General features: G+C 72.2%; 15 protein-coding genes and 1 pseudogene. 11 read left to right on the top strand and 5 right to left on the bottom strand.

Translation table 11 applies throughout. The features are described from left to right. Positions 1-178 precede the first annotated feature (178 nt). The 3 genes from B0I31_RS14725 (at position 179) to B0I31_RS14715 (ending at position 3,448) form a co-directional block, all read left to right on the top strand. The gene (locus B0I31_RS14725; RefSeq protein ID WP_106615978.1) at positions 179-1,117 is read left to right on the top strand and encodes an aminoglycoside phosphotransferase/kinase family protein; all 939 of its coding nucleotides are present in this window, start codon (positions 179-181) and stop codon (positions 1,115-1,117) included. Between the two features lie 351 nt (positions 1,118-1,468). Next, positions 1,469-2,674: a serine/threonine-protein kinase gene (locus B0I31_RS14720; RefSeq protein ID WP_245949900.1), complete on the top strand. Its 1,206-nt coding sequence runs from the start codon at positions 1,469-1,471 to the stop codon at positions 2,672-2,674. 357 nt (positions 2,675-3,031) lie between these two features. Continuing rightward, a complete protein-coding gene (locus B0I31_RS14715; protein ID WP_106615886.1) occupies positions 3,032-3,448 on the top strand; it encodes a hypothetical protein in 417 nt (138 codons plus the stop codon). A 330-nt stretch (positions 3,449-3,778) separates the two neighbouring features. Here the strand turns inward: B0I31_RS14715 and B0I31_RS14705 are convergent, their stop codons facing one another. Continuing rightward, entirely contained in the window at positions 3,779-4,300 is a 522-nt protein-coding gene (locus B0I31_RS14705; RefSeq protein ID WP_219910709.1) for a sigma-70 family RNA polymerase sigma factor family protein, read from the bottom strand. 160 nt (positions 4,301-4,460) lie between these two features. On the opposite strand from B0I31_RS14705, the gene B0I31_RS14700 reads away from it, so the two are divergent. Beyond that, complete coding sequence (locus B0I31_RS14700) at positions 4,461-6,398, top strand: MDR family MFS transporter (RefSeq protein ID WP_106615977.1); 1,938 nt, start codon at positions 4,461-4,463, stop codon at positions 6,396-6,398. A gap of 3 nt (positions 6,399-6,401) precedes the next feature. On the opposite strand, the gene B0I31_RS14695 is transcribed toward B0I31_RS14700, so the two are convergent. After that, complete coding sequence (locus B0I31_RS14695; RefSeq protein ID WP_106615885.1) at positions 6,402-7,319, bottom strand: effector-associated domain 2-containing protein; 918 nt, start codon at positions 7,317-7,319, stop codon at positions 6,402-6,404. A 113-nt stretch (positions 7,320-7,432) separates the two neighbouring features. Here B0I31_RS14695 and B0I31_RS14690 point away from each other — a divergent pair, with 113 nt between their 5' ends. Then, entirely contained in the window at positions 7,433-8,698 is a 1,266-nt protein-coding gene (locus B0I31_RS14690) for a hemolysin family protein (protein WP_181320164.1), read from the top strand. 10 nt (positions 8,699-8,708) lie between these two features. Here B0I31_RS14690 and B0I31_RS14685 read toward each other — a convergent pair whose 3' ends face one another. Then, the gene (locus B0I31_RS14685; RefSeq protein ID WP_106615883.1) at positions 8,709-10,124 is read right to left on the bottom strand and encodes an aminopeptidase P family protein; all 1,416 of its coding nucleotides are present in this window, start codon (positions 10,122-10,124) and stop codon (positions 8,709-8,711) included. Between the two features lie 215 nt (positions 10,125-10,339). On the opposite strand from B0I31_RS14685, the gene B0I31_RS14680 reads away from it, so the two are divergent. Then, the gene (locus B0I31_RS14680) at positions 10,340-12,847 is read left to right on the top strand and encodes a hypothetical protein (protein WP_106615882.1); all 2,508 of its coding nucleotides are present in this window, start codon (positions 10,340-10,342) and stop codon (positions 12,845-12,847) included. Here B0I31_RS14680 and B0I31_RS14675 read toward each other — a convergent pair. Further along, positions 12,844-12,999 (bottom strand): hypothetical protein, encoded by a 156-nt coding sequence (locus B0I31_RS14675; protein WP_219910708.1) that lies wholly within the window; start codon positions 12,997-12,999, stop codon positions 12,844-12,846. The genes B0I31_RS14680 and B0I31_RS14675 overlap by 4 nt on opposite strands. A 5-nt stretch (positions 13,000-13,004) precedes the next feature. On the opposite strand from B0I31_RS14675, the gene B0I31_RS43095 reads away from it, so the two are divergent. The 3 genes from B0I31_RS43095 (at position 13,005) to B0I31_RS14660 (ending at position 14,245) form a co-directional block, all read left to right on the top strand. Then, positions 13,005-13,256: a TetR family transcriptional regulator gene (locus B0I31_RS43095; protein ID WP_219910707.1), complete on the top strand. Its 252-nt coding sequence runs from the start codon at positions 13,005-13,007 to the stop codon at positions 13,254-13,256. Between the two features lie 166 nt (positions 13,257-13,422). Next, positions 13,423-13,809 carry a hypothetical protein gene (locus B0I31_RS14665; RefSeq protein WP_106615881.1) on the top strand — a complete coding sequence of 129 codons (387 nt, stop codon included), beginning with the start codon at positions 13,423-13,425 and terminating at the stop codon, positions 13,807-13,809. After that, positions 13,802-14,245, top strand: coding sequence for a hypothetical protein (locus tag B0I31_RS14660; protein WP_106615880.1), 444 nt, complete (start codon positions 13,802-13,804; stop codon positions 14,243-14,245). The genes B0I31_RS14665 and B0I31_RS14660 overlap by 8 nt, the downstream gene beginning before the upstream one ends. Here B0I31_RS14660 and B0I31_RS14655 read toward each other — a convergent pair. Then, the gene (locus tag B0I31_RS14655; RefSeq protein ID WP_106615879.1) at positions 14,212-17,787 is read right to left on the bottom strand and encodes a DUF4082 domain-containing protein; all 3,576 of its coding nucleotides are present in this window, start codon (positions 17,785-17,787) and stop codon (positions 14,212-14,214) included. The genes B0I31_RS14660 and B0I31_RS14655 overlap by 34 nt on opposite strands. A gap of 345 nt (positions 17,788-18,132) precedes the next feature. Between B0I31_RS14655 and B0I31_RS14650 the strand changes: the two genes are divergently transcribed. Further along, the gene (locus B0I31_RS14650) at positions 18,133-21,225 is read left to right on the top strand and encodes an efflux RND transporter permease subunit (protein ID WP_106615976.1); all 3,093 of its coding nucleotides are present in this window, start codon (positions 18,133-18,135) and stop codon (positions 21,223-21,225) included. 90 nt (positions 21,226-21,315) lie between these two features. Beyond that, a pseudogene (locus tag B0I31_RS41755) lies at positions 21,316-21,414 on the top strand (aldo/keto reductase); the annotation flags it as partial. Positions 21,415-21,418: the final 4 nt, after the last annotated feature.

Below are 21,418 nucleotides of genomic sequence, written 5' to 3'. Positions count from 1 at the left end.
GCAACGTGCAACAGGCGTGGGGCGGGGGACGGCGGTCATCCTGGTCAACGCTGTGTCGAGGTGGGTGGTGACCGCGTCGCCCAGCCCGTAGTGCTCGCAGCACGACTTGTTCGTTGTTCGCACGCGGCCGGACCACCCTTGATCAGGTGCGATCGGGAGGGGTCTTACAGTGGCGTTCGTGATCACCGAAGAGGAACGCGCCGCTCGCTCACAACGCGCCTGCGACGCTGCGGTCGCCGCTGCAACCGGTCTGGGGCTCGACGCGTCCGAGGCGAAGATCCTGTACGACGTCTTCTCGGTGGTGGTGGACCTCGCACCGTCCCCGGTCGTCGCGCGCGTGCCGGTGGTAACCCCGCGCGGCATCACCTCGACGGGCTTCCAGCGCACGGAGTTGGCCGTGTCGAGGTGGATGGCGTCGCGCGGCGAGCCGACCGTCGTGCCGAGCGCGCTCGTCCCGGCCGAGCCCGTCGAGCGCGACGGTTTCACGATGACTTATTGGGAGAAGGTCGAGGGCGTGCTGCCCAACGACTACGACGCGGTGAGGCGCATGCCCGCCGTCGCCCGCCTGCACTCGATCCTGGCGGAGTACCCGGGCGAGACCGGCTTCTTCCCGGGGATGCAGGGGTACGTCGACCTCGCCTTCGACGACCTGGAGGGCCGCGAGGACCTGCTGCCCGCCTCCGATCTGACCCGTGCCCGCGCCGAGTGGGCCGTCCTCTCGCCCATTGTCGCGTCGCCCTCTGCTTTCGCGCGGGCGTTCCCCGGTGTTCCCGTCCAGGTGGTCCACGGCGACGCTCCGTTCTACAACCTGATCGAGACTGCCGATACCGTGCTGTACTCCGACTACGAGCACGTCGGCGTCGCCCCGGTCGAGTGGGATCTCGCGCACACCGGCGAAGAGGCGATCGCCTCCTACAACGCCGCCGCGGTCGACCTGGGGCTGCGCCCGGTCGACATCGACGTTCTGCGCGCCATGGAACGCCTGCGCGACCTGCAGATGGTCGCCGCCCTGGCGATGGTTCCGCAGCTCCCGCTACTGGCAGACGGCCTGTCGTCGTCGCTCCAGACCTGGCGGGCGACCGAACCCTGGCAGCACGGGAACGCCTCCTCGAAGTGAAGCGGACGGCTCGGCCGCCGCCCGTGACAAGACGACACGTGCACGACCGGCAGGACAAGCGGGCCATGCACGGGCGTGCGGACCCGTCGCCGCGAGCCTGTCCGGTCGCCCCGCGACGGTCCTGCGCGGGCTTGCCGGGTGATCTTCGCATCGCGGTGTGCGCGCTGGGGGTCGAGGGGTGTGCCTCCGGCGCTGACCGGTCCATCGGCGTAAGCACCGATGGACCGTGCGGTCCTCGGTGTGAAGAGTGAACCGGCCTCTGGGCTGCTTCAGGGCAGGCCTGGGCGTTTGGGCTGCCGGTTGAGGGGCACCTGGGGATGTCGGGAGTCGGAAGACCGGGAAGGGTCCACGGTGCCACCATCCCATCACGACGACCTGTTGGCCGGTCGTTACAAGCTGGCCGGAGCGCTGGGTTCCGGCGGCATGTCGGAGGTGTACCGGGCGTGGGACACGGTGTTGTGCCGTGACGTCGCGGTCAAGCTGTTCGCGCCTGGTGCCGACCTCGACGACCGGCGGCGGTTCGACAATGAGGTGCGCACCCTGGCCGGGCTGTCGCACCCCGGCCTGGTGGCGGTCTACGACACGGGTGGCAGCGACCTCGGCGCGTTCCTCGTGCTGCAACTGGTCGACGGTCGCACACTGCGCACCCACATCGCACGGGGGCCGCTGGCGGTCGAGGAGGTACGGCGGTTGGGCGCCCGTCTTGCCGAGGCACTGGCCTACGTCCACGACCGGGGCGTCGTGCACCGGGACGTCAAACCGTCGAACATCCTGCTCGACCGCGCCGGCACCCCTTACCTGGCGGATTTCGGCCTGGCCCACCTGACCGGCGCCACCCGGCTCACGCGCACCGGGCAGATGGTCGGCACGGCTCCCTACCTCGCGCCCGAGCAGGTCCGCGGCGAGGAGGTGGGCGCCCCGGCCGACATCTACGCTCTCGGACTGGTGCTGCTGGAATGCCTGACCGGCCGCCGCGAGTACCCGGGCGGCGACGTCGAGGCGGCCGTCGCGCGGCTGCACCGCCCGCCGATCGTTCCCGCTGACCTGCCTGCCGACCTGGCGCGCCTGCTGGCGCTGATGACATCCCTGTCACCGCGCCGACGTCCGACCGCTCGCGACTGCGCCCGCATACTGGGCATGGGCGCTCCTGCCGCCATCGAGGACCAGCCCGACTACACCCGCGAGAGCGATCAACCGCCCCAGGTCTCAGTGCCCTGGTCAACCGTGCAGGTGCCGAAGAAGACGCTCGCCGCCTCGGCCGCCGGCCTGGTGGGTGCCGTCTGCGTCGCCTGGGCCGTGTCGGCGACCTCCACGCCGGTGACCTCCGCACCGAGTGAATCCGTTCCGCCCACCCACATCACGACCTCGTCACCGGGTGCGCCGAGCGCCGCTGCCGCCGGTGTCACGCCCGAGATCGCCACCGTGACCGTCGAGGTTCCGGTCGAGCAGCAACCCGCCCTTGAGCAACAAGGCCGGCAGCAGGGCCGGGTGAAGGACCACGCGCAAGGCGAGGTGGGGGACAAGGCCACGGGCAAGGACAAGAAGGTCAAGCCCTGAACCGTGGCGGAGTCGCAGCCACCTCCGCCGCGCTCGTCCACGCACACCGGCCGGGAGGAAGTCGCGGTGCTCGGCCGGTGTGGTGGGTGTCGCCCATGGCGACCGCCACCTTCAAGAGACGGCCGAACGTCCTCACGGATCCCAGCATGGCCACAGCCGACCACCGGATCAACTGCCGTGCCCGGTGCCGCTGTCCGTTCGAGCCCGTAGGAGGTCCTCCAGCGGGTGCGGCCGCACCGGCCTCGGCCGGCGGTGATCTCGTCGAGCAGCCGGGTCATCGGGTCGTGGTTGCCGTACCTTCGGTGGTGGGATCCGGATCACGGCGCTGCCGGACCTGCCGCACTGGGAGGTGTTGGGATGATCGCCGCCGTCGCGGGTGTGTGCCTCGTCCTGTTCCTGACGGTCGCCACGCTCGTCCGCCTGCGTGGCCGGTGGGCGGTTCCCGGGACCATCGGCCGGGCGCTGCGGTGGACCGGGGTCGCGGCGACGGTCGGGATCGCGGTCGCGTTGCTGCCGGTGTTGTCCGCCGACAGCGGGAGCGCCTCGGCGTACCTGCTCGGGGTGCCGCTGGTCGCCGCGGCGGTGGTCGCGGTCGCGGACCTCACCGGCCGCGCCGTCGCGTTCGTCACGACGGTCGTGGCACTGGCGATGGCGGCCTGGGGACTGGTGCTCGGCCTCGGACCCGGTTTCTACTTCGTGCTGCCCGCCCTGGTGTTCGGGATCGCGGCGCTGACCTCGGTCCGGCCGCGCGGCCTGACAACGCCGAGCGCCTGAATTCCCGTGCCGCTCGAACAGCTCGGAAGCCGTCGCCGCCGGCCAAGCGGCATCGCTGTCCTACTCCAGGTCGTGCATGGGGTCCCTGTCGCGGGTGACGTGCGGCCGTGCACCTGGAGGTCGAGGGTTCGGGTGAAGCGCAGCATGTTCCCGGATGGGTCGCGGAAGGCGCAGTCGCGGACGCCGTGGGCTCGGTCGACGGGTTCCTGCATCACCTCGGCGCCCGTGGCTTCGACGTCCTCCCGCACCTCGAAGCCGAGGACGTCGCGGTAGGAGCAGAGTGCTTCGTCGAGGTCGTGGACGGCGAGCGTGCAGTCCGTGAGCTCGGGATCACTGATCATCGTGGTCCTCGTCGCCGGTGCCGAGGAAGACGACGTCGAGGTCGCGGAGCCGGTCGGGATCGGCCCGCAGGTCGATGTCGGTGATCCTGCCCTCGGTGACGGTGAACGCGAAGACGACCCGGGGCCGGCCGCGGTGTGCCCAGACGGCGGCCGGCACACCGTCGACCAGGGCGAGCCGGGCGGCCGCGGCCCGTCCGGCGAAGACGGCCGCGACCGCGTCCGCCCCGCGGGCCTCGGCCGTCGCGCCCAGCCGCACGGCAGCCGGGTCGGCGACGAGCACGGCGTTCGCGTCGAGCAGCGAGAGCAGCGCGCCGAAGTCCCCGTCCCGGGAGGCGGCCAGGAAAGCGGCGACGACCTCGCGCTTGCGGGATCGCGCGGCCTCGGACGCGGCAGCCGCGCCCCGCACCCGCCGCCGGGCCCGGCTGGCGAGCTGCCGCGTCGCCGCCGGTGAGCGGTCGATGATCTCGCCGATCTCGCCGAACGACACCGCGAAGACGTCGTGCAGGACCACACCGCGCCTGCCCGCTCTCGTGGGTGCGCGGTCGTGCCGGTCACCCGGCCGTGGGTGTGGTCGGGCGGGGTGGGGGTGGCGGTTTTATCGTCGGGCGCGGGAGGTCGACGTGGTCGAACAGGTCGGACGCGGGGCACGGCGCGCGGTCGTCTCGGTGATCATGCTCGGGATGCTGCTCGCCGCCCTCGACCAGACGATCGTGGCGACCGCCCTCCCGACCATCGTCAGCGACCTCGGCGGCGGTGGGCACCTGTCCTGGGTGGTCACCTCGTACCTGCTCGCCGAGACGATCATGACCGCGCTGATCGGCAAGTTCGGCGACCTGTTCGGCCGCAAGCGGGCGTTCCTGACCAGCGTCGCCCTGTTCCTGGTCGGCTCGTTCCTGTGCGGCTGGGCCGACTCGATGACGTGGCTCATCCTGGCCCGCGCGGTGCAGGGCCTCGGCGCGGGCGGGCTGATGGTGACCTCCGCGGCCGTCATCGCCGACGTCGTGCCGCTGTCCGAGCGCGGCAAGTACCAGGGGTTCATCGGCGCGGTGTTCGGCGTGGCCACGGTGGTCGGGCCGCTGCTCGGCGGCCTGTTCGTGGACCACCTGAGCTGGCGCTGGGCGTTCTACGTGAACCTGCCGCTCGGCGTGGTCGTGCTGGCCGTCGGCGCGTTCGCGCTCCCCGGCGTGCGCGGCGCCGGCCGGCCGAAGATCGACTACCTCGGCATCCTGCTCATCGGCCTGGCCGCGACCGGGCTCACGCTCGTCACCAGCTGGGGTGGCGTCGAGTACCCGTGGGCGTCGCCGACGATCATCTGGATGGCGATCGGCTCGGTCGTCACGCTCGCCCTGTTCGTGTTCGTCGAGACCCGTGCCGCGGAGCCGATGCTGCCCGTGCGGCTGTTCCGGAGCCGCGTGTTCACCGTCTGCACGGTGCTGAGCTTCGTGGTCGGGTTCGCCATGCTCGGCGGCGTCACGTTCCTGCCGACGTACCTGCAGTACGTGCACGGCGCGTCGGCCACCCAGTCGGGCCTGGAGATGCTGCCGCTGGTCGTGGGCCTGCTCATCGCCTCGATCACCACCGGCAACGTGATCGGCAAGACCGGCCGCTACCGGGTGTTCCCGCTGGTCGGCAGCCTGCTCATGGTCGCCGGGCTGCTCCTGCTGTCCCGGCTCACGCCCGACACCTCCTTCTGGCAGGCGTCGACGTACATGCTCGTGCTCGGCCTGGGTGTCGGCATGTGCATGCCGGTGGCGATGGTGGTCGTGCAGAGCACCAGCAGCTACGAGGACCTCGGCGTGGCCACCTCCGGCGTGAGCTTCCTGCGCACGCTGGGCAGTTCGTTCGGGGTAGCGGTCTTCGGCACCGTGTACGCGACCAACCTGCCGGGCAACCTCGCCGCCGCCATCCCCCCGGGCGTCGACCCCGCCGCCGCGGCGAACGTGCAGGCCCTGCACGCCCTCCCGGACCAGCTCAAGGCCCCGATCATCGCCGCCTACGCGGACACGCTGCACACCGTGTTCCTGGCCGCCGCCCCCGTGGCCGCGGTCGCGTTCCTGGTCGCCCTGTTCCTGAAGGAAGTCCCGCTGCGCGACACCGCCCGCGCCGCCGCGACCGAGGTGGGCGACAACTTCGCCGCGCCGCACACGTCCGATTCCGAGCAGGAGCTGGAGAAGCTGGTCGCCCTGATCGTGAGCCGTGAACGCCGCGACCCCACACCGGACGTGCTGCGCGAGTCGGACGTCCCGCTCACGCACGCCCAGGCGTGGCTGGTGGTCAAGGTGTTCCGCCAGAGCGTCGACCACGGCCACGCCACCCTCGAACGCCTGGCCGACACCACCCACGTCCCACCGGGCATCTTCGAACCGGTGGCACGCCAACTCCAGACCAGGGGCTACCTCACCGAGGCCCGCGGCGAGTACCGCTTCACGCCCCAGGGCACCGAGGTGTTCACCGACCTGGTCGCCGCCTGGCGCCGCTGGCTGCTGGTCAAGCTCACCGACTGGAACTGCGACGACCCCGAGTTCACCGACGCCGTCGACCGCGTCGCCACCACCCTGACCACCTCGGGCCGCGCCCTGGCCACCGGCCGCCACGCCACCGTGGGCTGACCGCTATCGCGCGTCGTCCAGGAAGAACAGCGCCTCGATCCGGCTCAGGGCGGTGGTGCCGCCGGCGTGGAACCTGAGGCTGTCGAGCAACGCCTCCGGTCCACGTTCGTACCGCCAGCACGTGCGCACGATGCTGATGACGTCGGCGCGGTCGCTGGAGTGGCGTGCGATCGCGCCGGTCACGTTGCGGTCCAACAGGGCCAGCACCAGGTCGCGGCCCTCTCGGGTGTCGAACCCGGGCGTCTCCAGGAGGGCGTCGACGATCCGCCCCAGCTCGGCGAGCGTGAGCGGTTCGGGGCGGATCCGGTCACGACGCGGAGCCGCGGTTCCGTTGACGGCGGTGTGCGTGCCGTCGACGAGGCGAACCCACACCCGGTCGTGCACCTCTTTGACCGTCACCTCCACCTGCTCGAAGTCCGCGGGACGGGCGGCCGGCGCGTGGCGGATCACCGCCTGGTAGAACGGGTCGGAAGCGATCAGGACGAGGGTGGCGGTCGAGGACTTGAGAGCTTGCTTGGCGGCCGGCGCGTCGAGGATCCGGTAGGTGAAGATCATCTCGGCGCTGGTCTTGCCGTGCTCGTCGAAGTGGACCTCGCCCGCGTGCACGGCCATCCGCAGGCGCAGCCGCGCCCCGTCCGCGTGGACGTGGTTGTGCTCGCGCAACGCGGCTACCACCCGTTCGGGCAGTCGGTCGACCAAGGCGGACTTGGGCACGTCCGCGGGCAGCAGCACCATCAGGCTGTCGCCCACGTCGTCCACCGACTTGTCGTCCCAGGGCAGGTCGCAGTCGGCGAACGCGGTCATCAGCACCTGGTACATGCCGTCCCGCACGGCGGTCCGCTGGGGTGACGTCCTACTGGAGTCGCCGTAGGACTCCACGTCCACGACGACGAACGACCGGTGCACCGCAGCCGACCCCATGCGACCTCCCCACGCCTGTTGTAGCCCAGCGGAGGGGTGCGTGGGCAGCGGCGCCACTCGAAATGACCAACGCTCCGGTTGCGCGCCCACCCGGTTCGGGTATGGAGTCGGGTGTGGACGGGTACGGGTGGACCATCGCGCTGGTCGCGGTGCTGGTGTTGTTGAACGCGCTGTTCGCGGGTAGCGAGATGGCCTTGATCAGCCTGCGCGAGGGTCAGCTGCGGGGGTTGGAGCGGGACGGCAGGGCGTCCGCGAAGACGCTGGTCCGGCTGGCGCGCGACCCGAACCGGTTCCTGGCCACCATCCAGATCGGCATCACCCTGGCCGGGTTCCTGGCCTCGGCGACGGCGGCGGTGTCGTTGGCGGCGCCGCTGGTGCCCGCGCTGTCGTTCCTCGGCGACGCGGCGAACGCGGTGGCGATCGCCCTGGTCACGGTGGTGCTGACGTTCCTGACCCTGGTGTTCGGTGAGCTCGCGCCCAAGCGGCTGGCGATGCAGTACGCGTTGCGCTGGGCGCTGCTGGTGGCACGGCCGCTGCACGTGCTGTCGGCCGCCTCACGGCCGGCGGTGTGGGCGTTGAGCGCGTCCACGAACCTGGTGGTCCGGTTGTTCGGCGGCACACCGGACGCCGAGTCCGAGCAGATGTCGTCGGAGGAGCTGCGGGAACTGGTGCACGCCCAGCGCGGCCTCAACGCCGAGCAGCGCATGATCATCACCGGCGCGCTGGAGATCAGCGAGCGCCGGTTGCGCGAGGTCCTCGTGCCCCGCCGGTCGGTGGTCACCCTGGCGGCCGAGCTGGACGTGCCGACCGCCCGCGGCGAGCTGGCCGCGTCCGGCCACTCCCGGGCACCCGTCGCGCGCGGCGGGCACCTGGACGACGTCGTGGGCGTCGTGCACCTGCGTGACCTGCTCGAAGACGACGCCAAGCTGGTCGACCTGGCCCGCACGCCGGTGGTGTTCCCCGACTCGGTGCGGGTGTCCGACGCGCTGCGCCGGTTCAAGGCCGAGCGCGAGCAGCTCGGCCTCGTGGTGGACGAGCACGGCGCGGTCGACGGCATCATCACGCTCGAAGACCTGCTGGAGGAGATCGTCGGCGAGATCCTGGACGAGACCGACCGCGACGTGATGGCCGTCCGCAACAGCCCGGACGGCTCGCTCGTCCTGCCCGGCACGTTCCCCGTGCACGACCTGGTCGACCTCGGCATCGAGCTGGTCGACCCGCCCGAGGGCGACTACGCCACCATCGCGGGCCTGGTGCTGGTGCTGCTCGGCCGCATCCCCGAGGCACCCGGCGACCGGGTCACGGTCTCCGGGTGGACCGTCGAGGTGCTGAAGGTCGAGCACCACGCCATCACGTCGGTTCGCCTGCGCCGCCGCTGACCTCCGGCGACTACCGGCCCGCCGCCGCGACCCACGCCTCCAGCCCGGCCACGTCGTGCGGCAGCGCCGAGGACAGCACGCGGTTGCCGTCGGCGGTGACCACGACGTTCTCCTCCAGCCGCACGCCGATGCCCCGCAGCTCCGGCGGCACGGTCTCGTCGTTCGGGTGGAAGTACAGGCCCGGTTCGACGGCCAGCGTCATGCCGGCCTCCAGCTCGCCCTCGTGGTAGGCGGTGGCGCGGGAGTTGGCGCAGTCGTGCACGTCCAGCCCGAGGAAGTGCCCCACGCCGCAGGTGATGTAGCGGCGGTGGTGCTGGCCGTCCGGGTCCAGCGACCGGGCCACCGACACCGGCAGCAGGCCCCAGTCGTGCAGGCCCTCGGCGAGCACCCGCATGGCCTCCTGGTGGAAGTCCCGGTACGCCGCACCGGGCCTGACCACGGCCAACGCCGCCACCGACGCCCGCTCGACCAGCTCGTGCACCTGCCGCTGCGCCGGGCTGTACGTCCCGGACACCGGCAGCGTGCGGGTGATGTCGGCCGTGTAGAGGGTCTCCAGCTCCACGCCCGCGTCCAGCAGCAGCACGGCGTCCTCGGGCACCGGGCCGTCGTTGCGCACCCAGTGCAGCACCGGCGCGTGCGGCCCGGCGGCCACGATCGAGGCGTAGCCCGGACCGTTGCCGGCGGTGCGTGCGCGCCGGTCGAACGTGCCCTGCAACCACCGCTCGCCACCACCCTTCACCGCGGCCTGCAGCTCGGCGGCGACGTCGGCGAACCCGAGGATCGTGGCGTCCACGGCGGCCTGGAGCTGGCCGATCTCCCAGTCGTCCTTGATCCGGCGCAGCTCGGCCAGCACGGTGCGCAGCTCGGCGGTGTGGTCCGCGCCGGTCGACGCGTCCAGCAGCGGGTCCACGCCGTAGGTCGCGTGCACGGCGGGCAGCCTGCCGCGCAGCGCGGACGGCAGCTCGTGCAGCGGGCGGCAGCGCAGGCCCAGCGCCTCGCCCCACTCGGCCAGGCCGGGTACCGGGCCGACCCACAGCTCACCGTCACGCGCGTTGGCGAAGAAGTCCGGCTCGTCGGGCCCGGCGGGCGGGCGCAGGAACAGCTCCGCCTCGTGACCACCGGCGACGGGCTGCATCACCAGCACCGCGCCCTCCGCCGCGCAGCCCGTCAACCAGGAGAAGTCGCTGTCGGGCCGGAAGCCGTAGTCGGTGTCGTTGGACCGCACCGGCGCCCAGCCGGCGGCCACCGCGATGCGCGCGCCGGGCAGGGCACGGCTGAGCCGGTCGCGGTGCGCGGCAGCGGCCTGCGCGGCGCCGGGCGTGACGCGGGCGGCGCGGTCGGCCGGACCCCAGCCGTGCTGGACGAACTCGCGGAACCCGGAGGCGTCCACCAGCTTGCTCGGGTCTCGACGGGCGGGTTTGGTCACGGTGGGCAGCCTTTCGGGTCGGGGCCGTGGACGCGCCCGACCGCGATCGGCGACCGGGCGTCGCCGACGATGTTCTCACCAGCCTTCATCGCTACTCGGAGCCCGCCCCACGAATCCCTGATCCCCCGATGGGGTGTCACCCGCACTGAAACGGCCTACCCCGCGTGGGCGATCCGGTAGGTAACACGCACGGCTACCGACGGCAGGTGGAGCGCATGCGTCCCGAGGACGTTGTCGAACTGCGGGTGCACGGGGTGTCCGGCACCCCGCCGGAAGCGATGCTCGGTGACCCGTTCCCCACCCCCGTGGCCGGGGACGACGTCGCCCGGTTCCTGCGGGCGGGCAAGCCGGCGCGGGCGCTGTCCAGCGGGCGGACGCGGACGGTCGAGGCGTTCCACTGGGGGCGGTTCACGTCCGGCGGGGCGAGTCGGGCGCTGTGGTTGGTGCTCATCCCGTTCGCGATCCTGAACCTGGCCCGGTACGCGTTGCTGGGTGCGGGGCGGTTCGCGGAGGCGGTGCTGCGGCTGCTCGGGCTGGTGCTCACGTGCATGCTGGTCGCGGCGACGGCGTACGTGTCGCTGGAGCTGCTGGTGCGGCAGTGCGCGGGCACGGTGGCGTGCCGGGAGGAGAACCTGGCGTTCTTCGACGGGTGGCCGTTCGGGGCGATGCTGCTGGTCGGCCTGGTGCCGCCGGGGCTGGTGATCACCGTGCTGTGGTGGTTCGGCAGGCAGACGTTCCTGTACGAGCCCAAGGGCACGCACCACGCGTGGGAGACGCGGACGGGCAGCCTGGGCGACTACGCGTTCTGGCACACGTCGCCGCGCACGCCCGTGTTGCGTGACGCGCACGTGGCGGCGGCGTGCGTGGTGGTGGGGGTGCTGTACGCGGGGGCGTTGCGGACGGCGCAGCCGGATCGGCCGTCTGACGTGCTGTCGTGGACGGTGGTGGGGTTGGGCGTGGTGGTGCTGGCGTGGGCGGTCGGGTGCGTGGTGATGTCGCCGGACCGACGCGAGGTGAACTCGCGGGCGCTCAAGTGGGCGTCGGTGGCGTACCTGCTGCTCGCGGCGGGGTTGGCGACGGCGTTGCTGTGGCGGGTGCCGACGTCCGCGGCCGGGTCGGTGACGCCGCTGGCCGGGTTCGAGGCGGTCACCAACATCCTGGCGGCGCTGGCGATGCTGTTGCTGGTCGTGCTGCTCGGGGCGTGCGTGCGGATGCGGTATTCGGCGCGTGGTGTCGAGTTGATGGTGGTGGACAAGCGGTTCCGGCCCCTGTGGCACGGCTACGCGGCGGTGGTGATCGCGGCCGTGGCCACCACGTTGGCGGTCGGGTTCAGCGGCGGGTTGGCGTACCGGGTGGTGGAGTGGGTGGGCGACCCGGTGCCCGAGGCCGGTCGTCCGGGGTTGGTGCTGAGCACGAGTTACCTGGTCGGCGCGGGGTTGTGGGGTGTGTTGGCGCTCGCGTTCCCGCTTTTGGTGGCGCCGATCGTGGCGGCCATGGTGCGGCAGGTGTCGAGCGCGCTGGTGTTCGCGGCCGGGTCGGTGGCCGCGGCGGTGGCGGTGGTGTTGCGGTGGACGTCCATGCCGGGCTGGGCGTTCTGGGCGGCGGCGATCGTCTCCGGTCTGCTGTACGCGATCGGCATGGTGTCTTGCGTGCGCCACGCGATCGGGGTGGCGGTCCGGGACGGCGTCGTGGCCGACTACCCGGGACGTCCCGATCGGCCGGGGATCGGCAAGGTGGCGTTCAACCAGCGGCTGGCGGCGGCGAAGTACCGCTACCACTGGCTGCTCGGCGCGATCGCGCTGATGGGCGGGGTTTTCGTGGCGGCGGGCGGCGGGCTCGCGCTGGCCCGACTCGTGCACCCGGACTGGCGGGCCGCGCCGCCGCCGGGACTGGCCGACTGGCTGTCGACCCGTCCGGCGCAGGAGCTGGGAGCGTTGGGCAGCCTGGTGGTGTCCGGTCTCGTGCTGGTCTTGTTGTTGTTGGGTGTGCGGACGTGGCAGAACCCGAGGATGCGCACGGCGGTCGGGATCGTGTGGGACCTGGTGGCGTTCTGGCCCCGGCTGGCGCACCCGATCTGCCCGCCGCCCTACGGCGGTCGCGCCACCATCGAGCTGACCTCCCGCGCGGTCCGGCTGGCCCGGCACCACGACGTGGGCGCGGTCGTGCTGTCCGGGCACAGCCAGGGCAGCGTGGTGTGCTTCGCCGCGCTGTCGTTGCTGCGCCGGGAGAGCGAACGGCCCGACCCGGCCGATGGCGAGCGGTACATCAGGCAGGCGGACGCGGTCGCCGCGCTGCGCCGGGTCGGCCTGGTCACCTACGGCTCGCAGTTGCAGTGGGCGTACTCGCGGCTGTTCCCGCACTACCTCGGCCACGCCCGGCTGGCGAGCCTGCACGAGGAGCTCGGCGACCGGTGGTGGAACGTGCACCGGCTCACCGACCCGCTGGGCGGTCCGGTGCAGGTGTGGCCGGAGACGGCGGAGGAGCAGGTGTTCGCCGACCCGAAGCTGTGGGGCGTGCGCTGCGGGAACGACGTGCGGCTGCGCGACCCGGAGTTCCTCGACCCCGATCCGGACATGGTCGCCTCGCCGTTGCGCGGGCACGGCGACTACTACGACGACCCGGTGTTCGACGAGGTCGTGGCGCGGGTGGCGGACGCCGTCGCGACACCCCGCACCACCGTCGTGCTCGGCGGCCTCACCCTGTCGGGCGATCCGGTCAACTAGTCCTGCCGGAGCACCGACCGGGTGACGCGTTCGGCGATCGCGGCCACCAGTCGGCGCGGTCGGCGCGGGACGAGGTGGGCGTTGAGCGCGTTGCGCAGGCCCGGCGCGAGGTAGGCGCGGTCGCGGTCCAGGGCGTCCAGGCCCGCGCGCACGAGGGGTGCTGTCGGTCAACCCCGGCGCGTCCACGGAGCAGATCGCCGAGGCCGCGGGCGTCGCGCGCACCACCGTGCACCGCCGGTTCGCCAACCGGCAGGCCACAACGGACCCGCAGCCGCCCAGCGAAGGCGGGCAACTCACGTGCCACATCGGACCCCGCTGGCACCCTACGAGGCTTGCCGATCCTCGGGCCCGCAACGGACCCGCCGCCCACCCACCGAGGCTCGATTTGACATGGGTTCGGGTGCTTTAGGCTGGTCGAAGCCGGCAGGCCTGGCGGGACGCTCTTCCCCGCCGGGCCTGCCGGGTTTGGCCTGCCTGGAGTGCCCGCAAGGGTCCCATGTCAAATCGAGCCGGACCCAGCCCCCGACCCCCGAAGAACCGCCCGAAGAACCGACCACGACCCCCGGAAAGCCCTCATGATCCAAGTCCTCGCGACCGCCCTGACGGTCGTCGCGCTCGTGGCGGCCCTGTGGTCGCTGGTGCTGGTCATCACCGACCGCCCGATCACGCTCGCCACCAAACCGACCCTGGGCCTCGCCGCCGTCGTCGTGCTCCTCGAAACCGGCCTGCTCATCCAAGCGGTCCTGGTCACGGTGAACGTGCTGAGCGCCGACCGCGGCAGCCTGGACACGCCGACCTTCTTCGGTTACCTGATCTCCGTCACCCTGGTGCTCCCGATCGGGGCCTACTGGGCACTGGGCGACCGGTCGCGATGGGGCGCCGGGGTACTGGCCGTCACCTGCCTGAGCGTCCCGGCGATGATCCTGCGCCTCAACCAGCTCTGGGAAACGACCCATGGGTGACCGGCAGCGCCACGACCAACTCAAGGTCACGACCCGCTCCGGCCCCGGCCGGATGCTGATCGCGGTCTACGGGATCTTCGCCCTCGCCGCCACCGCCCGCTCCGCCGTCCAGATCGCCACCCGGTTCGAGCAGGCACCACTGGCCTACACCCTGTCGGCGTTCGCCGCGGCTGTCTACGTCGTCGCCACCGCCGCCCTCGCCGGCGTGGTGTCACGACGCATCGCCTACCTCGCCTGCGCGGTCGAGCTGACCGGCGTCCTGGTCGTCGGCGCCGCGAGCCTCGTCTTCGCCGACGCGTTCCCGGACGCCACGGTGTGGTCGGACTTCGGCGGCGGCTACCTGTTCATCCCGCTCGTCCTCCCGGCACTCGGCCTGCTCTGGCTGCGCCACACCGGCCGCGGTCAGCTCGACCGCACCACCACGTCCACCCAGTAGTTGGTGGCGTTGAAGCTGGAGCTGGGGAAGCTGCCCGCCGGCCCGTACGTGAAGACCCCGTTGCCACCGCTGCCCGCGCTCGACAGGCCGGTCAACGTGCCCTTCACGTGGTCGGTGCCGAAGAAGTTCCCGGTGGCCGAGTACGGCGCGTTCGTGTGGTACGACGCGACGTAGGTGGTGTCGGCGGTCAGCGGCACGGGCGTGCCGAACACGACCTGCTGCCACCCGCTCGCCGTCTCGCCGCTGAACGTCGCCGACGCGAGCAGCACCCCGCTCGCCGTCCACAGGTGTCCCGTGTGGGTGCCGGTGTTCTGCGGTCCCTTGTAGAACCGGAGGCCGACCGCCGTCGCGTCCGTCGCCGACGTGCGGAACTTCGTGCCCAGCTGCACCGGCCCCGAATCGGCCACCGTCACGACCGCGGGCGCGTCGCCTGCCTCGAACAGGCTCCGCAGCAGCGGGGAGGGCGCGTCGACCACCACGTCCACCCAGTAGTTCGTGGCGTTGAACGACGAGGTCGGGAACGCCGGTGACGGGCCGTAGGCGAACACGCCGTTCCCGCCGGAGCTGCCGCTGGACGGCGCGACGAGCGCGCCGCGGGTGACCGCGTTGGCGAAGAAGTTCCCGGTCACGGCGTAGTTCCCGGCCGCGGTGTGGTACGACGCGACGTAGGTGGTGTCGGCGGTGAGGTCGACCGGTGCCGGGAACGTCGCCTCCTGCCACCCGCTCGCGGTCTCGCCGCTGAACGTCGCCGACGCGAGCAGCACCCCGTTCGCGGTCCACAGGCGGGCCGCGTGCGTGCCGCTGTTCTGCGGCGCCTTGTAGAACCGGACGCCCTTGGCCTTCGCGCCCGGCGCGGAGCAGCGGAACTTCACGCCGAGGTTGATCGGGTGCGGGTCGTCGAAGCCCGCGATCGCCGGGGTGTCGGCCGGCTTGAACAGCGTCTGCCGGACCGCCGCGGCCAGCACCGACACCGACACGGTCGCCGACACCGGGGCGTTGCGGCCGTTGGTGATCGTGTACCGGAACGTCGCCAGGCCTGAGAAGCCGGCACTGGGCGTGAACGTCACCGCCTGCGACGCCGCCGACCACGTCACCGTGCCGTTGACGGGGTTGTCCGCGCCGGTCACCGACAGCGGGTAGCCGTTGGGGTCGGTGTCGTTGGCCAGCAGCGCGGCGGCCGGGATCACGATCGCGGTGCCCTGGTTGGTGGTGAACCCGCCGTCGTTGCCGGCGACCGGCGGCAGGTTGCCCGCGCCGCCCGCGCGGGCGAAGACCACGTCGACCCAGTAGTTGGTGCTGCGGAACGTGTTCGCCGGGAACGTCCCCGACGCGCCGTAGGCGAACACGCCGTTGTCCCCGGCGGGTGCCGTCACCGCGCCGCCGGTGCGCGCGCTGGTGAAGTAGTTCGAGTCCGCGGAGTAGAAACCGACGTTGTGGTACGACGCGACGTAGGTGGCGCCGGGGGACAGGGCGACGGGCGCGGGGAAGTTCGCCTGCTGCCAGCCGCTCGCGGTCTCGCCGCTGAACGCCGCCGACGCGAGCAGCGTGCCGTCGCCGCTCCACAGGTGCGCCTCGTGCGAGCCGGTGACGTGCGGGTTCTTGTAGAAGCGGACGCCGGTCGCGGAACCGGCCGTGTTGACCGAGAACCGCACGCCGAGTTCCAGCGCGGCGTGCTCGGCCGTGCGCAGGGTGAACGGCACGTCGCTCGGGTCGAACAGCCGGACCGACGCGGACGGCGTCACGGTCACCGCCACGCTCGCGGCCGGTGACTGGACGTTGAGGCTGTCGTCCACCGCCCGCACCCGGATCGCGTGCTGCCCCGGCAGGTGGGGCCACCAGTCGAACGACCAGTTCGCGGTGCCCCGCGCCGCGCGCCAGGACGTGCCGCCATCGGTGGAGACCTCCACCGCCGCGACGACGCCGCCGACGTCGCTCGCCGTGCCGCTGACCACGACCTTCTGCTGCTGCACGACGGTCGCGCCGTTCGCGGGCGCCGCGATGACCGCGGTCGGCGCCGTGACGTCGGTCGACGCGGTCGCCACCACCAGGTCCGCCTGCGGCGTGGTCGGCTGCACGGTCATGTCGGCGAACAGGTTCACCATCGCCTGCTGCACGTCGCGGTCCACGACGACGGCCGGGTACGTGCCGTTGCTGGTCTCGTCGTGCGTGGCGTCGAGCCCGAACGTCCAGAAGACGGTGCCCGCGCCGAACACGATCGCCCCGCTCGGCGCCCGGTAGAGCGTGAGGTGGTGCGTGGCGTGCGCGGCGGCGGTGGTGAGGCCGTAGTCGACCAGGTAGGCGTGCACGTCCAGCGCGGTGGACGACAACCGGACCAGGCCTGGCGGGCGGAACCGGTTGTTCGGCGACTCGTCCCACTCGTAGCCGAGCAGCCCCGGCACCAGCTCGGCCGTGCCGCCGGGCGCGGTCAGCGCGACCTGGGTGTCGCGCCAGAACCTCAGCCGCGTCATCGGGTGCGGCACCTCGATGACGTCGTAGCGGTAGGAGTCGACCTGGAAGATCGTGCCGGTCAGGGAGTTCTCCGGCCGACCGCCGTCCGCCGGCGGGGTGAGCGAGGGGTCGCGCCAGGTGCCGGTCCACTCCGGGCTCGGGTCGATCTTCGAACCGGCCCAGGTCTCCTTGTAGCAGACCAGGGTGCGGCCGGGGGTCCCGTTGAGGTCGGGCTCCCACCGGGTCTTCCAGTACACCTCGTTGCCGCTCATGAAGACCAGGTGCACGCCCGCGTCCCGGGCCGCTTGGACGTGCGCGTGCTGGTCGCCCGACCAGTACTCGTCGTGGCCGGTGGACAGGAACGCCTTGTACTGCGTCAACGGCACGTTGCCCGGCCCGACGTCGACCGCGCTGAGGTAGGTGACGTCGTAGCCGTTGCGCTCGAGCCACCGGATCGCCGCGTACTCGGCGCTCATCACGTAGTCCTGCGGGCCGGCGGCCAGGCCGACGCCGTGGCGGGTGCCGATGGGGCGGTTGTAGCTGACCTTGTACGCGCGGCCGTTCGGGCTGGCCGTGGCGTTGCCGCCGTACAGGTTCGCCCCGCCCCAGCCGTTGTAGGCGTGCCAGGTCGTGTCCGAGGTCTGGAAGACCAGGTCGTGCTGGGTGCCGTCGGCGCGCACCACGAACGGGATGTGGGACGCGCCCGCCACGCCGTCCTGGCGGACGAGCTTGGCCAGGTACACGCCGGACACCGCGTCCGCCGGGACCGCCCACGACGCGGTCACGCTCCAGTTGCCCGCGTCGTAGAGGCCGATCGCCGGGTCGCCGCCGGGCGCGGGCTGGGGCGAGGGGGTGTTGCGCTGGATGGTCGCGACCTTCCGGGCGCCCAGGCCCGCGTAGTAGCCGAGCCGGTACACGTCGATCCGGTAGTTCGACGACGTCGTCCTGATCTTGAACTGCACCGTCGTGCCCCGGTTGACGCTCATCCTGGTGGCGAAGCCCTCGATGGTCGGCGACGCGGCCCCACCGAGGTCCCACTCGCTCGCCGGGTTGCCCGGTTTCTGGTTCTCGGTGGAGATGGCGTTGAGCGGCATGGATACCTCGCGGGGGTGATGGCGGTCACACTTCCGTACTGGTCACATCCCCCGTGCGAGGGATCCGTTACGAACCGTCACTGTTAATCCCCCGAAAGGAGTAATGGTGCCGAAGGTGCATCCGTGATAAAGATCACCGACTTCGACGGATCTTGAGCCGGTGGTCGTCGGCGCAGGTCAGAGGCCTGCCGCAGGGCTGCGGTCAACCCATGTCTGAGCCCGTTCTCAGGTGACGTGTGCCAGCGTTCGCTCATCCGCCCGCGGTACCCCGAGCAGTCGTCCGGTGGTCGGCTGCGCGCCGCCGACGACGCGCGGGCGGGTCCGCTCACCAAGGAGATTCCCAGGATGTCCGTGCTGGCTCGACTGAGCCTGGCCAACCGAAGTCTCGTCGGGCTGCTCAGCCTGCTCGTGATCGGTTTCGGCGTGTTCTCGCTGCCCTCGATCAAGCAGCAGCTCTTCCCGTCCATCGAGTTGCCCGCCGCCGTGGTCATCGCACCCTTCCCGGGCGCGTCGCCGGACCTGGTGGACAGCCAGGTCGCCGAGCCGATCCAGTCCGCCGTGCGCGGCGTCGACGGTGTCGAGCAGGTGTTCACCCGGTCCGCCGAGAGCTCCGCGACGGTGCAGGTGATGTTCACCTACGGCACCGACATCGACGCCGCCGTGGCCCAGATGCAGCAGGCGGTGAACCGGCTCCAGCCGCGCCTGCCGCAGGGTGTCGAGCCGACCGTCGCCCAGGGCAGCACCGACGACATCCCGGTCATCGCGCTCGCCGCGACGTCCGGCGACGACGACATCGCCGCCGCGGCCCGGCTGCGCGCCGAGGTCGTGCCCGGCCTGGAGGCGATCCCGGGCGTGCGGGAGGCCACGGTCAGCGGTGAGCGGGACCGCCAGGTCACCGTCACCGTCGACTACGCGCGCCTCGGCGCGGCGCGGGTCGACCCGCAGGCCCTGACCGCCGCCCTGACCACCGCGGGCGCGATCATGCCCGCCGGCACGGTGCCGGACGCGGACAAGACGCTGACCGTGCAGGTCGGCAGCCCCGTCGGCACCGTGGACGACCTGCGCGACCTGCCGCTCGCCTCGCCCGGCGGTCCGGTGAAGCTCGGCGACGTGGCCCGGGTCGAGTCCGCGCCCGAGGCGGCGACCGTGCTGACCCGCACCAACGGTGAGGCCACGCTGGGCGTCAGCGTCACCATGGCCTCGGACGGCAACGCCGTCGACATCTCCCAGCAGGTCCGCGCGAAGCTCGGCGAGTGGGGCGAGGCGGCGGGCTCCACGCTCACCGTCGCGTTCGACCAGGGCCCGCAGGTGGAGAAGGCGATCAGCGGCCTGACCACCGAGGGGCTGCTCGGCCTGCTGTTCGCGGTGGTCGTGATCCTGCTGTTCCTGCTCTCCGTCCGGTCCACGCTGGTGACGGCGGTGTCCATCCCGCTGTCCGTGGTGGTCGCGCTGATCGCCCTCTACACCGGTGACCTGTCGCTGAACCTGCTCACCCTCGGCGCTCTGACGATCGCGGTCGGCCGGGTGGTGGACGACTCGATCGTGGTGCTGGAGAACATCAAGCGGCACCTCGGCTACGGCGAGGAGAAGGAACGCGCGGTGCTCGACGGCACCCGCGAGGTGGCGGGCGCGGTGACCGCGTCCACGCTGACCACGGTCGCGGTGTTCCTGCCGATCGCGTTCGTCGGCGGCATCGCGGGCGAGCTGTTCGGGCCGTTCTCCATCACGGTCACCGTGGCGCTGCTGGCGTCGCTGCTGGTCTCGCTGACGATCGTGCCGGTGCTGGCGTTCTGGTTCCTCAAGCGCCCGGCGGTGCCGACCGACCCCGAAGAGGCGGCGAAGGCGCGCGAAGCCGTGCTGGAGAAGGAGAAGCGCAGCCCGCTGCAGCGCGCTTACGTGCCCGTGCTCAAGTTCGCCACCACGCGCCGCTGGGCGACGTTGCTGATCGCCGTGCTGATCTTCGGCGGCACGCTCGGCCTGGCCGGCTCGCTGGAGACCAACTTCATCGACAACGCGGGCGGCACCGCGTTGCAGGGCAGCCAGAAGATGCCGCCCGGCACCAGCCTCGCCGCCCGGGACGACGCGGCGCGCAAGCTCGAAGGCGTGCTCGCGGAGACCGAGGAGGTCGAGACCTACCAGGTCACCATCGGCACGGACAACAGCCTGGCCGCGTTCGGGTTCGGCGGTGACGGCGACACCAGCGTGCGCGCCACCGTGCGCGAGGGCACGGACCTGGAGGCGTTGCAGGACCGGCTCACCGAGCAGTTGGAGGACACGCCCGGCGCGGGCGAGGTGGCGTTCGGCGCGGCGGCGTCCGGCTTCGGCTCGGACACGATCGACGTGCTCGTCACCGCGCCCGACGCCGCCTCGCTGCGGGACGCGGCCGACCGCGTGCAGCAGGCCGTGTCCGGCACGCCCGGCGTCGGCGAGGTCACCAACGACCTGTCGGTGAGCGCGCCGCGCGTGCAGGTGACCGTGAACCAGGAGGCGGCGGCGGCCCGGGGGCTCAGCGGCCAGGCCATCGGCCAGTTCGCGGCGCAGGCGCTGCGCGGCGTGCCGGTGGCGCAACTGCCGATCGACGGCCGGTCGCAGCAGATCCTGCTGCGCACGGGCACCACGCCGACCGACGTGGACGCGTTGCGCGCGTTGCCGCTGCCCGGTGGCGTCACGCTCGGCCAGGTCGCCGAGGTGGCCGTGGTGGACGGCCCGGTGCAGGTGCGGCGGACGGACGGAGCGCGCAGCGCCACCGTGTCGGCCAAGGCCACCGGCTCCGACCTGGGCGCGGTGACGGCCGACCTGACGTCGAGGCTGGACGCGGTCGACCTGCCCGCCGGTGCCGCGCACAGCATCGGCGGCGTCAGCGCCGACCAGGCCGAGACGTTCGCCGACCTGGGGCTGGCCATGCTCGCGGCCATCGCGATCGTGTTCCTGATCATGGTGGCGACGTTCCGCAGCCTGGTGCAGCCGCTGATCCTGCTGGTGTCGATCCCGTTCGCGGCGACCGGCGCGATCGGCCTGCTGCTGCTCACCGGCACCCCGCTCGGCCTGCCCGCGCTGATCGGCATGCTGATGCTGGTCGGGATCGTGGTGACCAACGCGATCGTGCTGATCGACCTGGTCAACCAGTACCGGCGGGACGGCATGCCGGTGCGCGAGGCGGTGATCGAGGGCGGACGGCGGCGGCTGCGGCCGATCCTGATGACCGCCGCGGCCACGATCTTCGCGCTGCTGCCGATGGCGCTGGGCATCACCGGCGAGGGCGCGTTCATCGGCAAGCCGCTGGCGATCGTGGTGATCGGCGGCCTGATCAGCTCCACGCTGCTCACCCTGGTGCTGGTGCCGACGCTGTACTCGATGGTCGAGGGCCGCAAGGAACGCCGCGAGGCACGCAAGTCCGCGCAGCCGGTCGCCGAGGACCGGGAGCCGGTCGGCGTCTGAGCCGGGCGGTTCGCAGGCCCCGCCACCCGACACCCGGGCGGCGGGGCCTGCGCCGTTCCACGGAGTTCGCCGCCTCGCCCGCGCCGGCCCGCGGTCCGCATCACCCACAAGGCGCTGGACGCGGGCGTCAACTTCGTGGACACCGCGGACATCTGCTCGTACGGCGCGTCCGAGGAGATCGTCGGCAAATGGA

The organism is Saccharothrix carnea (assembly GCF_003014735.1).
GTDB lineage: Bacteria > Actinomycetota > Actinomycetes > Mycobacteriales > Pseudonocardiaceae > Actinosynnema > Actinosynnema carneum.
Note: the sequence above shows the minus strand (reverse complement) of the source record. Positions and strands in the feature narration are given on the sequence as shown.

Excerpts from the sequence above, each read along its gene's own strand:
- B0I31_RS14715 (WP_106615886.1), top strand. The coding sequence starts at position 3,032 with ATGATCGCCGCCGTCGCGGGTGTGTGCCTCGTCCTGTTCCTGACGGTC.
- B0I31_RS14700 (WP_106615977.1), top strand. The coding sequence starts at position 4,461 with ATGCTCGGGATGCTGCTCGCCGCCCTCGACCAGACGATCGTGGCGACC.
- B0I31_RS14695 (WP_106615885.1), bottom strand. The coding sequence starts at position 7,319 with ATGGGGTCGGCTGCGGTGCACCGGTCGTTCGTCGTCGTGGACGTGGAG.
- B0I31_RS14680 (WP_106615882.1), top strand. The coding sequence starts at position 10,340 with ATGCGTCCCGAGGACGTTGTCGAACTGCGGGTGCACGGGGTGTCCGGC.
- B0I31_RS14665 (WP_106615881.1), top strand. The coding sequence starts at position 13,423 with ATGATCCAAGTCCTCGCGACCGCCCTGACGGTCGTCGCGCTCGTGGCG.
- B0I31_RS14660 (WP_106615880.1), top strand. The coding sequence starts at position 13,802 with ATGGGTGACCGGCAGCGCCACGACCAACTCAAGGTCACGACCCGCTCC.
- B0I31_RS14655 (WP_106615879.1), bottom strand. The coding sequence starts at position 17,787 with ATGCCGCTCAACGCCATCTCCACCGAGAACCAGAAACCGGGCAACCCG.
- B0I31_RS14650 (WP_106615976.1), top strand. The coding sequence starts at position 18,133 with ATGTCCGTGCTGGCTCGACTGAGCCTGGCCAACCGAAGTCTCGTCGGG.